Source organism: Streptomyces sp. NPDC015139, from assembly GCF_043079785.1.
Lineage (GTDB): Bacteria > Actinomycetota > Actinomycetes > Streptomycetales > Streptomycetaceae > Streptomyces > Streptomyces albidocamelliae.
The window spans coordinates 137,264-153,338 of the sequence record NZ_JBIBUW010000002.1 but is presented as its reverse complement, the minus strand read 5'-3'; the positions used below and the strand labels follow the sequence as shown (position 1 = coordinate 153,338).

10 protein-coding genes are annotated in these 16,075 nt (G+C 74.0%); 8 read left to right on the top strand and 2 right to left on the bottom strand.

Features of this window, described 5'->3' with window-relative positions; translation table 11 throughout:
- Positions 1–20: 20 nt before the first annotated feature.
- The 6 genes from ACF08B_RS05135 (at position 21) to ACF08B_RS05110 (ending at position 10,270) form a co-directional block, all read left to right on the top strand.
- The gene (locus ACF08B_RS05135; RefSeq protein WP_392316148.1) at positions 21–2,273 is read left to right on the top strand and encodes a TOMM precursor leader peptide-binding protein; all 2,253 of its coding nucleotides are present in this window, start codon (positions 21–23) and stop codon (positions 2,271–2,273) included.
- A gap of 62 nt (positions 2,274–2,335) precedes the next feature.
- Positions 2,336–3,757 carry a SagB family peptide dehydrogenase gene (locus tag ACF08B_RS05130; RefSeq protein ID WP_392316147.1) on the top strand — a complete coding sequence of 474 codons (1,422 nt, stop codon included), beginning with the start codon at positions 2,336–2,338 and terminating at the stop codon, positions 3,755–3,757.
- A 22-nt stretch (positions 3,758–3,779) separates the two neighbouring features.
- Entirely contained in the window at positions 3,780–4,592 is an 813-nt protein-coding gene (locus ACF08B_RS05125) for an HlyD family efflux transporter periplasmic adaptor subunit (protein ID WP_392316146.1), read from the top strand.
- A gap of 85 nt (positions 4,593–4,677) precedes the next feature.
- Complete coding sequence (locus ACF08B_RS05120; RefSeq protein ID WP_392316145.1) at positions 4,678–6,975, top strand: NHLP family bacteriocin export ABC transporter peptidase/permease/ATPase subunit; 2,298 nt, start codon at positions 4,678–4,680, stop codon at positions 6,973–6,975.
- The gene (locus tag ACF08B_RS05115; RefSeq protein WP_392316144.1) at positions 6,972–9,947 is read left to right on the top strand and encodes an NHLP bacteriocin export ABC transporter permease/ATPase subunit; all 2,976 of its coding nucleotides are present in this window, start codon (positions 6,972–6,974) and stop codon (positions 9,945–9,947) included. Before ACF08B_RS05120 ends, ACF08B_RS05115 begins: the two co-directional genes overlap by 4 nt.
- Positions 9,948–10,087: 140 nt before the next feature.
- Positions 10,088–10,270 carry a hypothetical protein gene (locus ACF08B_RS05110; protein WP_392316143.1) on the top strand — a complete coding sequence of 61 codons (183 nt, stop codon included), beginning with the start codon at positions 10,088–10,090 and terminating at the stop codon, positions 10,268–10,270.
- Between the two features lie 30 nt (positions 10,271–10,300).
- Here the strand turns inward: ACF08B_RS05110 and ACF08B_RS05105 are convergent, their stop codons facing one another.
- Together ACF08B_RS05105 and ACF08B_RS05100 are read right to left on the bottom strand one after the other, a co-directional pair.
- Entirely contained in the window at positions 10,301–11,977 is a 1,677-nt protein-coding gene (locus ACF08B_RS05105) for an IclR family transcriptional regulator C-terminal domain-containing protein (RefSeq protein WP_392316142.1), read from the bottom strand.
- A 107-nt stretch (positions 11,978–12,084) separates the two neighbouring features.
- Positions 12,085–13,362, bottom strand: a complete 1,278-nt coding sequence (locus tag ACF08B_RS05100; protein WP_392316141.1) for a M6 family metalloprotease domain-containing protein — start codon at positions 13,360–13,362, stop codon at positions 12,085–12,087.
- A 323-nt stretch (positions 13,363–13,685) separates the two neighbouring features.
- Here ACF08B_RS05100 and ACF08B_RS05095 point away from each other — a divergent pair, with 323 nt between their 5' ends.
- Together ACF08B_RS05095 and ACF08B_RS05090 are read left to right on the top strand one after the other, a co-directional pair.
- Positions 13,686–14,336 carry a TetR/AcrR family transcriptional regulator gene (locus ACF08B_RS05095; protein ID WP_392316140.1) on the top strand — a complete coding sequence of 217 codons (651 nt, stop codon included), beginning with the start codon at positions 13,686–13,688 and terminating at the stop codon, positions 14,334–14,336.
- A 197-nt stretch (positions 14,337–14,533) separates the two neighbouring features.
- On the top strand, positions 14,534–16,072 hold the full coding sequence (locus tag ACF08B_RS05090) for an MFS transporter (protein WP_392316139.1): 1,539 nt from the start codon (positions 14,534–14,536) through the stop codon (positions 16,070–16,072).
- Positions 16,073–16,075 lie beyond the last annotated feature (3 nt).

Genomic DNA, 16,075 nt, shown 5'->3' with positions numbered 1-16,075 from the left:
CCGTACGACAAGGGGGACCGATGGAAAAGCCGCGTCTCAAGGCGCATTTCCACGTCGATGTGGTGGAGGGCGAACGGGTCTTCCTCTACGCGGAGGGCCAGGACTACCTGGTGCCCGGCAGGGCCGCCGCGGCGGTGGTGCCGTACCTCGACGGCCGTCGCACCGTCACGGAGATCGTGCAGGCCCTCGCCGGCACGCTGCCCATACCCGCCGTGTTCCAGGCGCTCACCCGCTTCAAGGCCGCCGGGCACCTGGCCGAGGGCCGGCCCGACCTGCCGGAGAGCACCCTCGCCTACTGGGACGCCCTCGGCATCGACCCCGCCGCCACCCTCGGCACGGCCCCGGTCACCGTCTCCGCGGCCCCCGGCGTCGAGCCGGAGCCGGTCCTCGAAGCGCTGCGCGCGCTCGGACTGACCGCCCGCACCGGGCCGTTCGACGAGGTGCCCGAGGACGGCGTGGCCATCGTCCTCGTCGACGACTACCTCGAACCGGCGCTGGAGAAGCGCAACGAGCGCCAGCTGGCCGCCGGGCGGCCCTGGCTGCTGGCCCGCACCGGCGGTGTCGCCCCGTGGATCGGCCCCTTCCTGGACCCGGACCACACCGGCTGCTGGACCTGCCTGGCCCAGCGGCTGTCCGGCAACCGCCAGCTGGAGCGCTACCTCGCCGGCAAGCGCGGCGAGTCCGTGCCCCGCCACCCGGTGCGCGCCGGCATCGCGGCCGGCCCGCTGGCCGCCGCGGGCCTCATCGCCGCGGAGGCCGCGCGGATCGCCGCCACCGGCGAACCCGGTGCCCTGTGCGGCCAGATGGTCACCCTCGACCTCGCCACCCTGCGCACCGAGACCCACCCGCTGGTCCGCCAGCCGCAGTGCCCCTCCTGCGGCGACCCGGCCCTGGTCACCGAGCGCAGCCCCAAGATCGTGCTGCACGCGGAGGAGGCCCGCCACACCAGCGACGGCGGCTACCGCGTCACCAGCCCCGAGGCCACCCTCGCCCGTCTGGAGCGGCACATCAGCCCGCATCTGGGCGCCATCACCAAGCTGGTGTCGCACACCCCCGAGAACAACACCCTGACCTACAGCTTCGCGGCCGGCCACAACTTCGCGATGGTCAACGACAGCATGGACCTGCTGCGCCGCAACCTGCGCGGGCAGAGCGGCGGCAAGGGCCGCTCCGAGGTCCAGGCCAAGGTCAGCGCCGTCTGCGAGGCCATCGAGCGCTACGTCGGCGTCTGGCGCGGCGACGAGCCCGTCCTGCGCTCGTCCTACCGCGACCTCGACCCCCGCACGGCCGTCCACCCCCGTGCCCTGCTGCACTTCTCCGAGACGCAGCTCGCCGGGCGCGAGACGTGGAACCAGGACCCGGCCAACCGGCTGCACAAGGTCCCCGACCCGTTCCCCGAGGACGCCCCGGTCGACTGGACCCGCGGCTGGTCGCTCACCCACGACGAGGAGCGGCTGATCCCGGCCGCGTACGCCTGGTACGGCCACCCGGACCTCAAGGACCACTTCTTCTGCATCGCCGACTCCAACGGCAGCGCCGCCGGCAACACCCTGGAGGAGGCGATCCTCCAGGGCCTGTGCGAGCTGACCGAGCGCGACGCCGTCGCCCTGTGGTGGTACAACCGGCTGCGCCGCCCGGCCTTCGACATGGACTCGCTCGACGACCCGTACGTCGACCGGCTGCGCGCCTTCTACGACGCCCAGGACCGCGACCTGTGGATGCTCGACATCAGCTTCGATCTCGGGATGCCGGTGTACGTGGCCGCCTCGCGGCGCCGCCACAGCGTCGAGGACGTCATGGTCGGCTTCGGCGCCCACCCCGACCCGCGCGTCGCCGCGTTCCGGGCACTCACCGAGCTGAACCAGTTCCTGCCGATGATCGAGAACCGCGACGCCGACGGGAACACCGCCTACCTCGTCGACGACCTGGAGACGCTGACCTGGCTGAAGGAGGCCACGGTCGAGAAGGAGCCCTGGCTGCTGCCCGACCCCGCGCTGCCGGCCACCGAGGTCGGCCCGCGGGCCGGGTTCGACCTCGCCGCCCGCATCCGCGACCAGGTCGCCCGGATCCAGGAGGCCGGCTCCGAGGTGATCGTCATCGACCAGACCCGCCCCGACCTGGAACTCAACGTCGTCAAGGTGATCGCTCCGGGTCTGCGCCACTTCTGGCGCCGGCTGGGCCCGGGCCGGCTCTACGACGCGCCGGTCCGCCTCGGACTGCGACCCGAGCCCACCGCCGAGGCGGACCTGAACAGCTGGAACGTCTTCTTCTGATCGCGTGTCACACCGCGGGCCACGACGCCTTCGTGGCCCGCGCCTCATCAGGCGGGGGAGCCATGACCACCACGACCACACATCCGGGCGCGACGTCCGCCATCTGCACGGAGGCCACCCGGCTCGTCCGGGGCGCCACGTTCGGGGACGGGCAGCTCACCACCCGGTTCGGCACCCTGCGCCTGAAGTCCCTGCCGCCGGGCGCCGAAGCCGCGCTGCGCGCCCTCGCCGACGGCGACCGGGCCGACGCGGACATCACCGGCCTCGTCGTGGCGGGGGACGGCGAGGCGGGCCTGCTGCGCTGGCAGATGCTGCGCGGCCGGCTCGACGCCATGGGCCTGCTCGAACACACGGTGACCGGTCCGGACGGCACCCCCCTCGCCCGCCTCGTCGCCGTCGGCCGGGGCAGCACCGCCCTGCGGGCCGCCCCCCGCGGTCCGGTACGCCTCTCCCGGCACGCGCTGCTGCTGCCCGCCGACGGCGTCCTCACCCTGCGCGCGCCCGGCAGCCCCCTGGCCGTCGAACTGGGCGCCGCTGCCATGGAGTTCCTGACCGCGCTGACCGCCCGGACCGAGCGGACACCGGCCCCCCTGCTGCGGCTGCTGGCGACCGCCGGTGCGCTCGAACCCGGCGGCCCGGACACCGACGCCGAGGCCTGCCGCGGCAGCATCCAGTGGGACCCGGTCGACCTCGCCTTCCACACCCGTACCCGCACCCCCGCCGCCGCCCCCGGCTACGGCGGCACCTACCCGCACGCGGACCGGTTCCCGCCCGAGCCCGCCGCCGCACCCGCCGCCGACGGCCCCGCCGTACCGCTCCCCGTGCCGGACCTGGACGCGATCGCCGCACGGGAGCCCTCCCTCACCGAGGTCCTCGAAGGACGCACCTCCACCCGCGCCCACGACCCCGAGGCGCCCCTGACCCTGGACCAACTCGGCGAACTCCTCTACCGGACCGTGCGGATCCGCTCCACGTTCACCGGCAGCGATGGCCAGGAACTCGCCGACCGCCCGCTGCCCAGCGGCGGCGCCGTGCACGAGCTGGAGGTCTATCCGCTGGTGACGAACTGCGCGGGCCTGGAGCCGGGGCTGTACCGCTACGCGCCCGACCGCCACGAGCTCCAGCTGGTCGGCGCACCGGGCCCGGCCACCGCACCCCTGGTCAAGGAGGCCCGCGACGCCGCGATGATGACCGGCGACCCACAGGTCGTGCTGCTGGTCGCGGCCCGCTTCGGCCGGGTCATGTGGAAGTACGAGACGGTCGCCTACCCGCTGATCCTCAAGCACGTCGGCGTGCTCTACCAGACCGTCTACCTGGTGGCCACCGCCATGGGGCTCGCGGTGTGCGCGCTCGGCGGCGGCGACACCACCGCGTTCGCCGCGGCGACCGGCCGCGACCCGCTGCTGGAGGGCTCCGTGGGCGAACTCGTCCTGGGCAGCCGCCCGCCGGCGCGCCCCGAACCGTCCGCCGCCGCGGGCGACTGACCACCGAAGGGGGGCAGACACCGTGCAGTTCCGCTACCAGGCGCTTCAGCGCAAGCGGGAGCCGGACGAGCTGGACGCACCCGTCCTGCTCGCCGCCCCCCGCGGCTGGATCGCCGTCTTCGTCGTGATGATCGTCATCGCGGGCGCCTGCGTGTGGGCGCTGGTCGCGAGGCTGGAGGTCACCGTCGCCGCACCGGGCGTCCTCACCCACCCCGGCGGCACCAGCCAGGTCCAGAGCCCCTACACCGGGCTGGCCCGCGAACTCCTCGTACGGCCCGCCGAGCAGGTGCGGGCCGGCCAGCCCGTCGCCCGGCTCACCGACGGGACGGGGCACGCCCGCACCATCACCAGCCCCTTCTCGGGCAAGGTCATCAGCGCGGCGCTCACCACCGGGCAGTTCGTCCGCGCCGGCGCGACCGTCGCCACCGTGGAACGCACCGACCTGCCCGACGACCGGCTCGTCGCCCTGGTCTTCGTGCCCGCGGACCAGGCCGCCCGGCTCGCGCCCGGCCGCCCCGTCGACCTGTCCGTGTCGACGGCGCCCCCGGCCGCCTTCGGCCTGCTGCGCGGGAGGGTGACCGCCGTCGACCCCTACCCCCTCACCCGCGAGGGCCTCGCCGCGATCGCCGGCGGCGACCTGGCGGCGGAGACCTTCCACCGGGGGCAGGCGCCGCGCCTGGTCACCGTCGACCTGATCCCCGACCCCGGCTCCGCGTCCGGCTACGCGTGGAGCACCGCGAAGACCCCTCCCGTGCGGCTCGGGTCCCAGACTGCCGTCTCCGCCTCGATCGAGCTGCGCAGCCAGTCGCCGTTCGACCTGGTGCTGGGGCGCTGAACAGGCCCGGGGCCCCCGGCGCCCCGCCGAGGCGGGGATGCCGGCGGACGGCCCCGGGCGCCGAAGGAGCTGAGGAAACGGCACCATGAGCGACACCGAGACCACACCCCGCGCCTCCTCCCGGCGGGCCGCCCGGCGCGGCTCGCGCCGCACGCGGCGCACCGCCGCACGCACCCGGCGCTGGGCCCGCCGCCGCGCACACCGCGTCCCCACCGTCCTCCAGATGGAGTCGGTCGAGTGCGGCGCCGCCAGCCTGGCGATGATCCTCGCGCACCACGGCCGCCATGTGCCGCTGGAGGAACTGCGCGCCCTGTGCGGTGTCTCCCGGGACGGGGCCAAGGCCAGCTCCGTGATGGCCGCGGCCCGCTCGTTCGGCCTGGAGGCCCGCGGCTTCCAGGCCGAGACGGAGCTGCTGCTGGAGAAGATCCGCACCGGCCCGGTCATCATCTTCTGGGCGTTCCAGCACTTCCTGGTGGTGGAGGGCATCACCACCCGGTTCGGCCGCACCCAGGTCGCCGTCAACGACCCGGCCGGCGGGCCCCGGCTGATGGAGTGGTCGGAGTTCGACTCCGGGTTCACCGGCATCGTGCTCACCTTCACGCCGGGCCCCGACTTCCGGCCCGGCGGCCGGCGGACCAGCACGGCCGCGGCCCTCCTCGACCGCCGCCTGCCGTCGGGCCGCGCCCTGCCGCTGGTCCTCCTCGCCAGCCTGCTCCTGGTCGTGCCGGGCATCGTCGGAGCCGCCTACTCACGGGTGTTCGTCGACCGGGTGCTCGGCTCGGAGTCGCCTACCGCGGTCCTGCCGCTCGCCGTCGCGATGGCCGTCACCGCGCTGATGGTGTTCGTCCTGACCTCCGTGCAGCAGCACTACCTGCTGCGCATGGAGATCCGCACCGGGCTGGTCGCCTCGGCCCGCTTCTTCCGCCATCTGCTGCGGCTGCCCATCGAGTTCTTCCTCCAGCGCAGGCCGGCCGAGGTCGCCAAGCGGGTGGCGAGCAACGACACCGTCGCGATGATCCTGTCCCGCGACGTCGCCGCCACCACCATCAATCTCGCCCTGGTGCTCTTCTACGGCGCCCTGATGATCCGCTACGACGTGCTGCTGGGCGTCCTCGGGCTCACCACCGCCGGCCTCAACGTGCTGGTGCTGCAACTCGTCGCCCGCTCCCGCAAGGACGCGGTGGCCGCGCTGCGCGCCGACCGCGGCAACCTCGTCGGCACCACCTTCGCGACGCTGTCCACCATCGAGTCCGTCAAGGCGACCGGCGCCGAGCCGGACGCCTTCACCCGCTGGGCCGGCTTCCTGGCCAAGGTGACCGCCGCCCAGCAGCGGCTGGGCCAGACCACGGCCGTGCTGACCGTCCTGCCGCCGCTGCTGGCCGTCGCCAACATCGGCGTGCTGCTGCTGGTCGGCGGGCTGCGGGTGGTCGACGGCACGCTCAGCGTCGGCCTGCTCGTCACCTTCCAGACGCTGCTCGCCGCCCTCAGCCGTCCCGTCACCCAGCTGACCAACCTGGGCACCCGGCTCCAGGACATGAACGCCGACCTCAAACGCATCCACGACGTGGAGAAGTACCCGCAGGCCCGCTGCTTCGAGCCCGGCCGGGACGACTCCGCGCCGGACGCCCCCGCGGGCCGGCTGGACGGCGAACTCAGCCTGGTCGACGTCACGTTCGGGTACGGGCCGCTGGCCGAACCCGTCGTCACCGGCCTCGGCCTGACCGTCGCCCCCGGCTCGCGCACCGCGATCGTCGGTGGCTCCGGCAGCGGCAAGTCCACCGTGGGCCGCCTCGTCACCGGCCTGTACGAGCCGCGCTCCGGCCAGGTCCTGATCAGCGGACGGCCCCGCGAGGAGATACCGCGCACGGTGCTCGCCGCGTCCATGGCCTACGTCGACCAGGACGTCGCCCTGTTCGCCGGCACCGTACGGGACAACCTCACGCTGTGGGACGCCACCGTGCCCGACGAGGTGGTCCTCGCCGCACTCCAGGACGCCGCCGTCTTCGACGAGGTCATGTCCCGGCCCGGCGGCCTCAACGCCCGGGTGTGGGAACAGGGCGGCAACTTCAGCGGCGGCCAGCGCCAGCGCCTCGAACTCGCCCGCGCGCTCGCCGCCCGGCCGACCCTGCTGGTCCTCGACGAGGCCACCAGCGCCCTCGACCCCGCGACCGAGCGCACCGTGATGGACAACCTGCGCCGCCGCGGCTGCGCCTGCCTGATCATCGCCCACCGGCTGTCCACCGTGCGCGACGCCGACGAGATCATCGTGCTCGACCGGGGCACCGTCGCCGAACGCGGCACGCACGACGCACTCCTCGCCGTCGGCGGCCTGTACGCCCGGCTGTTCGAGTCCAGCCGCGCCGAGGAGAGGGACACGCTGTGAGCACCCGCGCCACGACGACCGCACCGGCTCGCACGGTGTGCCTCGACGACCCCACCACACTGCTGTACGTGGAGGCCGGCAGCGCCGACCTGTTCGCGGTGGACTGCGGGTCCGGCGAGGACGGACCGGACCGCGGCCGCCGGTACTTCCTGTGCCGCGCCGAGGCCGGCATGCTGCTGGCCTGCGGGACCGGCCGGGACAGCCGCCACACCGTCGTCGCCCGGCCCGTCCTCGACGCCCGCCTCACCGTGCTGCCGCTGTCCGTGCTCGACGAGGTCCGCCTGGGCCGGGCCACCCTGCCGCGGCCCGCCACGGGCCGTGCGCCCGAGGTGGACCACGCCCGGGTCCTCGACGGGCTGACGGCGGGCTTCACCGCCCTCGCCGAGGCGCTGCCCGGCACACTGCCGCCCCGCCAGTTCACCTCCCTGAGCACCACCGGCGGCACCGAACTCGCCGCGCGGGGCGTGGCCCGCTCCGTGGACGGCGTGCGGTTCGTGCGGGTGGAGTCCGGGGTCCTCGAACCGGGCGACCCGGCCACCGAGGCGCTCCCCGCCGGCGCCGGCGGCGACGGCCCCGGGCGGTACCGGGGCGCACTGGAGCCCGTCGGACCCGGGGACGAGCTGGTCCTGACGGAACGGGACTGGCTGCGCGCCCGTGACCCCGCCCGGCTCGTCACCGCGTCACTCCTCGACGTCTACCGGCAGGGCCGGCTGACGGAGGCACTGACCGGGTACGCCGCCCGGCTGCGGGCCACCGTCGACCACCGGATCGCGGTGGCGAGGGCCCGCGAGCACGCCGAACTCGCCGCCCGGCACGTGCAGGACGGCAAGGTCCTCGCCACGGCCGTCCGCAGCTTCGACGCCGTGCTGCACGACACCGACACCCGGGTGCGGCTCGCCGACGTCGCCGCCGACCCGCCGCTGCTCGCCGCCGTCCGGCTCGTCGCGTCCCGGCAGGGCTTCGCCGTACGGCCGCCCGTGCGGGGCAGCGGCGGCGGCCGCGCGCAGGACGACCTGCGGGCCATCGCCCTCGCCTCCGGGGCGCGCACGCGCACCGTCCGGCTGGAGGACCGCTGGTGGACGCGGGACCTGGGGCCGATGCTGGGCCACCGCACCACCGGGCGGCCCGTCGCGCTGCTGCCCCTCGGCCGCGGCTACGTCATGGTCGACGACGGCGAGGTGGTCCCGGTCACCGCGAAGGCCGCGGCCCGGCTGAGCAACACGGCCGTCGTCCTCTACCGGCCGCTGCCCGCGCGGGTGCGGGACGTCCCCGGGCTGCTGCGGTTCGGTTTCTCACCCTCTCTGGGGCACGGTCGCGACCTGGTCCGGTTCGCCGTCACCGGGGTCCTGGTCGCCCTGCTGGGGCTGATCATTCCCGTGATGACCGGCAAGGTCCTCGGCACGTACGTGGCCGCCGCCGACCGGAGCCTGATCGTGCAGGGGGCGCTGTTCGTCATCGGCTCGGGCCTGGTGACGGCCGCGCTGTCCGTCGTTCAGAACATCGCGGTGCTCCGGGTGGAGAGCCGCACCGGTGCCGCCATGCAGGCCGGGCTGTGGAACAGGCTGCTGTCCCTGCCCGCCTCGTTCTTCACCCGCTACTCCACGGGTGAACTCGGCACCACCGTCCTCGGCGTCACCGCCGCCCAGGAGCTGCTGTCCGGCATGCTCACCACGGCGACGCTCGCCCTGCTGACCGGCCTGGCCAACCTCGTCCTGGTCTTCTGCTACGACCTGACCCTGGCGCTGACCGCCGCCGCCCTCACCGCGTCCGGCGTCGCCTTCGCCGCGGTGGCGGGCCGGATCCAGCTGCGCTGGGCGCGCCGGGAGTACGTCCACGAGCAGGCGATGTCCTCGATGGTGTTCCAGATGCTCACCGCCATGCCGAAACTGCGGGTGGCCGCCGCCGAGGAGCGGGCGTTCGCCGAGTGGAGCCGGCTGGCCGCGGGCGGCCACTCGCTGTCCGCCCGGGTGCGGCGCGTGCAGAACGCGGTCACCACCTTCAACGCAGGTTTCCCGCTGGTGTGTTCGGCGGTCGTGTTCGCCGTGACGGCGGGCCCCCTGCACGGGGAGGTGCCCCTCGCGACGTTCCTGCCGTTCTTCGCCGCGTTCAACCTTCTGCTCTCCGCGGGGCTTCAGTTCACGGCCGCCGCGGTCACCGCCGTCGGCACCGTCCCGATGCTGGAGCGGCTCCGGCCGATCCTGGAGGCGGCGCCGGAGAACGACGGCACCAAGGCCGACCCCGGAGACCTGTCCGGCCGGGTCACCGTCTCCCATCTGTCCTTCCGCTACGGCCAGGACGGGCCGCTCGTCCTCGACGACGTCAGCCTCACCGTGCAGCCGGGGGAGTTCGTCGCGGTCGTCGGCGCCTCGGGCAGCGGCAAGTCCACCCTGCTGCGGCTGCTGCTCGGCTTCGAGGCCCCGCTGGCCGGCAGCGTCCTCTACGACGGGCAGGACCTCGCCGAACTCGACATCTCCGCCGTGCGTCGGCAGTGCGGCGTGGTGCTCCAGAACGGCGCGCTCCAGGCGGGCGACGTCCTCGCCAACATCGTCGGCACGAGCGGTTACACGCTCGACGAGGCGTGGACGGCGGCCGAGATGGCGGGGCTGGCGGACGACATCCGCGCCATGCCGATGGGCATGAACACCATGCTCTCGGAAGGCACCAACACCCTGTCCGGCGGCCAGCGCCAGCGCCTGATGATCGCCCGCGCCCTGGTGGCCCGGCCGCGGCTGGTCTTCTTCGACGAGGCGACGAGCGCCCTGGACAACCCCACGCAGGGCCTGGTGGCCGAGAGCACGCGTCGGCTGAACGCCACGAGGCTCGTCATCGCACACCGTCTGTCCACCGTGGTCGACGCCGACCGGATCGTCGTCATGGACCGCGGCCGGGTCGTCCAGCAGGGCACCTACGAGGAGCTACTGGCGGACACCGAGGGCCTGTTCGCGCGCCTGGCGGGCCCTCAGCTGTCCTGAGCGCATCCTCGGCGAACCGGTTCCGGCAGCGTGGCCGGGATGACATGATCAGGCCGTACGGCCACAGTCCACGCCGGACGCCTCCCACCGCCCGTCCGACCTCCGGCGGGGAGCGCAGACACGAGAAAGCAGGGGGAACCATGGAGCAGACCTCGCGAGCGGGCCTCAACCTGAGCTGGCTGCTGCCCGCCGTCTACGGGGTTGCCGTCGCGCTCACCGCCGTCTTCGGATCGGGTAAGGCCGTCACCGCCGTCGCCGTGATCGGCGGCGTGGTCATCGGTTTCTACTACGCCTTCGGCCGCCGCCGGAACACCTCCGGCTGACGCCCGCCCGCGGCCGGACATCGCCGGCGGTCACAGGAGCGGCACCGGGGTGAAGCGGGAGGCGGTGCGCAGGTCGTCCTGGACGCGGTCGGCGGTGGCGCGCAGCTCGGGGAGCAGGTCGCGCACGCAGTCCTCCAGCGTGCGGCGGGCCGCGTGCGTGGAGACGTTCAGCGCGGCGACGGCCCGGCCGGTCCGGTCCCGTACCGGTACGGCGATCGACCGCAGCCCGGACTCCAGTTCCTCGTCGACGAGCGCGTACCCCTGCTCGCGGACCGCCGCCAGGCCGGGGGACGCCGGCCGGGCGGTGTCGGCCAGCAGGACGCGGCCGAGCGAGGTGGCGGCGGCGGGCAGCCGGGTGCCGACGGCGATGTGCACGGTCAGCACGCGGCCCGCGCCCGCCCCGGCCGTGTACTGGATCTCCGTGCCCTCGCCCGTCAGCACCGCGAGCGCCGTCGGCTCGTGCAAGCGGTCGGCGAGCGCCCGCAGATGGGGCTCGGCGAGCCGGGGCAGCGTGCTGCGTGACAGCGGCGGGAAGCCCAGGTCCAGCACGCGTGGGGTGAGGGCGAAGGTGTGGTCGGGGCGCGCGGTCACCAGGCCCAGGTGTTCGTGGGTGATCAGGGCCCGGCGCGCGGTGGCGCGGGATAGCCCGGTCGCCCGTGCCACCTCGGCGAGCGGCAGCGCGGGCCGGCCCTCGCCGAACGCGGTGAGCACGGTCAGACCCCGGGCCAGGGACTCCACGAAGTCCCGGCCCAGTTCGAGCTTGGACGCCCCCGTCCAGGCCGCCAGTTCCGAGGGCGGCGGCCCGGGCTCGGGGGCCGGCGCGGTGCGCAGTTCGGCCTCCATCGCCGTCACCGTCGTCCGCAGCCGGGGGAGCAGGGCGGTGCGCAGGCCGGCCGCCGTGTGCCGGCTGGTGTGGCTGACCACGCTCGCCACGCACGCGATGCGGCCGGTGTCCGGTGCGCGCACCGGCACGGACACCGCGACCAGTCCCGGCTCGACCAGTTGGTCGTCCAGTGCCCAGCCGTCCCGGCGGGCCCGCTCCACCCGGGCCGCGAAGTCGCCGGCGGCGGACGGGGACCGGGGCGGCACGGCGGGGAAGAGGGCGTCCGACGGATCCTCGGCGTGCCGGGCGTGCCACCGCCGCCAGTCCGACGGATCCCACTCGGTCGCGAACAGCGCCCCGGGGGCGGTGCGTTCGGCCGGCAGCAGGTCGCCGATGCGGAAGCTCACGGACATCGCGCGGCGGCGGGTCGCCTGGTGGATGAAGCGGATGCCGTCGAGGTCGGCCACCGCCAGGGACACCGACTCGTCCAGTTCGTCGGCGAGGGCGTCGGCGTGCGCGCCGAGCAGCGCGGGCAGGCGCAGGGCGGCCAGGTAGGCGTTGCCCAGCTCCATCACGCGCGGGGTGAGGACGACGTCCCGGCCGTCGAGGCGGACGTGTCCCATGCGGGCCAGGGTCGCGGTGATCCGGTCGACGGTGGACCGGGCGAGTCCGGTGGCCCGTTCGAGCGCGCTCGGGCTCATCGTGCCGCCCGCCTCGGTGAGCCGCCGCAGTACCGCGACCCCGCGCAGCAGCGGCCCGACCGCCTCCGCGGGCGGCCCGTCCGCCCCCGCCCCCGCCTCGACCGTCCGCGCCGGCCCGTCCGTCCCCGCCGGGGGCCGGGTCTCGGCACGGCTGCCGGAATCCTGGGCGGTCTGCGCGGGCATCGTCTCTCCGGTACGGCGTGCGTCGGACGCCTACCGTAAACCCGGTGTTCGGCGTGCGTCGGACGCCTACGGTAAACCCCGTCCGGTGGCCCGCCGCGCCCGCGCGGCTAGCCGCGCGTGATCCGCACCCGGTAGTTCCCGTCCGCGTCCGTGCCGACCACGTGGACCGCGATGGCGTGCTTGGGGTCCTTGAAGGTCTCGCCGGGGGCGAAGGGTGCGTCGGAGAGCTCCGTGTGGACGTTGGGGCTGCGGGTGCAGCCGCCGCTTCCCCGCGTGCTGTCGTAGACGGTGACCGGTCCGCGCCCGGTGTCGACGGTCGCGTCGACCTTGTAGATGAGGAGGCCCGGCCGGCACACCACCTCGTCGTTGCCGCCCTGCACGCGCACCTCCAGCGCGTAGGCGGTCCGCACGTCGACGGGTACGAGGATCAGCTTGCCGCCGCCCGGCTTGTACAGCGGGGACAGCGTGTACTCGACGCTCCCGTCGGCCGTCGCGCAGCCGACCTGACCGCCGTCGAGCCAGCCCAGCTTCCACTTGTGCCAGCCGAGCAGGTCGTTGTTGGCACCCCAGTCCTCGCTCATGATGTCCCAGTGCCCGACCGTGCCCCCGCCCTCCTGCGTGTACAGGTCGGGCAGGCCGAAGGTGTGGCCGTTCTCGTGGGGCAGGACGCGGTAGCCGGTGCGGTCGTAGGAGCCGGAACCGTCGTCCTGGCGGGAGTAGACGAAGGAGGCGTTGGCGACGGGCACCCCGTCGGCGACCGGGGCCTCCCCGTTCCCGGCGAACGTCACGGACAGCACGGTGTCCAGAGCGGACGGTCCGGCGTTCGGGGTGACGAGCACGTTCAGCAGGTCGTACGAGCGGAAGTCCACGGTGGGGTCGGCCGCGGCCACTATGTCCTGCACCAGCTGCCGGTAGCCGGGGTCGAAGGGGGCGCCGCGCTCTATGCCGTACTCGCGGAACGACTTCGGCATCCGCAGCCAGCCGGTGACGGGGGTCTCGGGCCGGTAGTCGAGGCGGCCGTAGGAGGCGGTGCGGAACCATTCCTGGGTCTGCGGGAAGAACTCGTGGAAGCGGTCCATGGCGCTGCCCTGGCCGGGTGCGTCGGAGAAGTCGACCATGAGGGTCAGGGCGTGGACCGTGCCCGTGGAGCGGGAGTAGCCGTGCGGGGTGGGGACGCCCTCGGTCATCTGCACGTCGAGGCCGCCGTGGATCAGGCAGGGGGAGAGGGCGGCGGAGCGGTCCAGGCCGACGGGCCCGGCGGTGGTGGGCGCCGGCAGATGCCCGGTCCCGGCCGAGGTGCCGACCGCCATGGTCAGCACGGTCACGAGAGCCAGGGCGGCCACGCGGCGCGGGCGTATGTGACGGCGGGGCGGCTGCGGCGGCATGCACGGGCCCTTCGCTCCACGGCAGCCGCCGGTCGCCGGCTGCACCCTTGCGATCACCCTGGGTCGACGGGGTGGCGGGCGCGCGCTGGGGGAGACCGATCGTGGGAAAGCGGGGCCGCACGAGGGTGAATCCCGGCGGACGTTGAGTGTGGCTCAGGTCACAGCGATTCTTTTCCGGTACCGGGAAATAACCGGGGACCCTCTCCCCGTTTAGCCCTGTGTCCGAGCGAAACGGGGATCGCCTCCCCGGATCGCCCTCACCGCGAACCGGATCGTTCTCCCCACCCGAACCGGATCGTCCTCAACACCTGAAGGAGTACGCCGTGCCGACCGCGACCGCATCCCCCGCGCAGCGCAAGGTGCCCCGGCCCCGTGCCGACGCCGTGCGCAACCGGGAGCGGATCGTCACCGCCGCCCGGGACATGTTCGTCGAGCACGGTCCGGACGTGCCGCTCGACGAGATCGCCCGCCGCGCCGGCGTCGGCAACGCCACGGTGTACCGCAACTTCCCCGACCGCGAGGCCCTCGTGCGCGAGGTCGTCTGCTCCGTCATGGACCGTACGGCCGAGGCGGCCGAGGCGGCCCTCAGGGAGACCGGGGACGCCTTCGCCGCGCTGGAGCGCTTCGTGCACACCTCCGCGGACGAGCGGCTCAGCGCGCTGTGCCCGATGATGTCCGACACCTTCGACAAGCACCATCCCGACCTGGAGGCCTCGCGGGAGCGCGTCGAGCAGCTCGTCGAGGAGGTCATGGGCCGGGCGAAGGCGGCCGGGCAGCTCCGCCCCGACGTCGGCGTCGGCGACCTGATGATCGTCGCGGCCCAGCTCGGCCGGCCCCCGGCCGGTACGGACTGCATGCGCGGCGACCGCTTCGTCCACCGCCATCTCCAGCTGTTCCTCGACGGCCTGCGGGCGCCCGCCCGCTCCGCCCTGCCGGGCACGGCCGTCACGATCGAGGAGCTGCGCTCACCCTGACCGACCGGCCCGGCTCCGCCGAGTCCGGCCCCCGATCACCGTCCACCTGACACGGCGGCCCTCCCGGCCGCCGCGTTCCCGCCCTGCTCCGTTTTCTCGCGATTCATCGCCGTTTCCCGGCTCTTCCTCGCTCTTTTTCAGATCTTCCCTGTTTTTCCGCGCTTTTTCCGTCACGAAGTCCCGAAGTGGGTATCCCCATGTCCGAAACAGCCCTCAAGGCTCCCGGCGCCGCCGCACCGAGCGGTGACGCCAACCGCTGGAAGGCGCTCGTCTTCATCGCGCTCGCCCAGCTGATGGTCGTCCTCGACGCCACCATCGTGAACATCGCCCTTCCCTCCGCCCAGGTGGACCTCGGGATATCCGACGGCAACCGGCAGTGGGTCGTCACGGCCTACGCCCTCGCCTTCGGTGGTCTGCTGCTCTTCGGCGGCCGCATCGCCGACCTGTGGGGCCGCAAGCGCGCGTTCGTGCTCGGACTGGCCGGCTTCGCCGCCGCCTCCGCGCTCGGCGGCGCCGCCACCACCGGCGCGATGATGTTCGGCGCCCGCGCCCTCCAGGGTGTGTTCGGCGCCCTGCTCGCCCCGGCCGCGCTCTCGCTGCTGGCCGTGATGTTCACCGACGCCAAGGAGCGCGCCAAGGCGTTCGGCATCTACGGCGCGATCGCGGGCGGCGGCGGTGCCGTCGGCCTGATCCTCGGCGGCTTCCTCACCGAGTACCTGGACTGGCGCTGGACCTTCTTCGTCAACGTCCCGTTCGCCGTCGTCGCCGCGGCCGGCGCCTACTTCGTCGTCCGTGAGCCCGAGGGCGGCCGCAACCGCTCCCCGCTCGACGTCCCCGGCGTGATCCTGTCCACCCTCGGCCTGGTCTCCCTCGTCTACGGCTTCACGCGTGCCGAGTCCGACGGCTGGGGCGACGCCGTGACCGTCTCGATGTTCGTCGCGTCCGGCGTGCTGCTGCTCGCCTTCGCGCTGGTCGAGTCCCGGGTCAAGGCCCCGCTGCTGCCGCTGCGCGTGGTGACCGACCGCAACCGCGGCGGCATCTACCTCTCCCTGGGTCTCGCGATCATCGGCATGTTCGGCCTGTTCCTCTTCCTGACCTACTACCTCCAGGTCGTGAAGGGCTACTCCCCGGTCAAGACCGGCTTCGCCTTCCTGCCGATGGTGGTCGGCATGATCACCGGCTCCACCCAGATCGGCACCCGGCTGATGACCCGGGTCCCGGCCCGCTTCCTGATGGGCCCCGGCTTCCTCGTCGCCGCGCTCGGCATGCTGCTGCTGACGCAGCTGGAGACCGACTCCTCGTACGGCGCCCTGCTGCTGCCGGCGATGGTGCTGCTGGGCCTCGGCATGGGCACCGCGTTCATGCCGGCCATGTCGCTGGCCACGCAGGGCGTCGAGCCCCGGGACGCCGGTGTCGCCTCCGCGATGGTCAACACCTCGCAGCAGGTGGGCGGCGCGATCGGCACCGCCCTGCTGAACACCATCGCCGCGTCCGCGACCACCTCGTACATCAAGGACCACATCGCCGGTGCCACCGCCAAGCCGCAGGCGGAGCTGGTGAAGCTCCAGGGCATGGTGCACGGCTACACCAGCGCGATCTGGTTCGCCGTCGGCATCCTGGCGCTCGCCTCCCTGATCGCCTTCACCTTCGTCAACGCGGGCCGTCCGGGCAGCACCACGGTGGCCTCCGGCGAGGGTGTCGAGGACGAGCTGCCGGTGCCGGTGGTGGCCCACTGACCC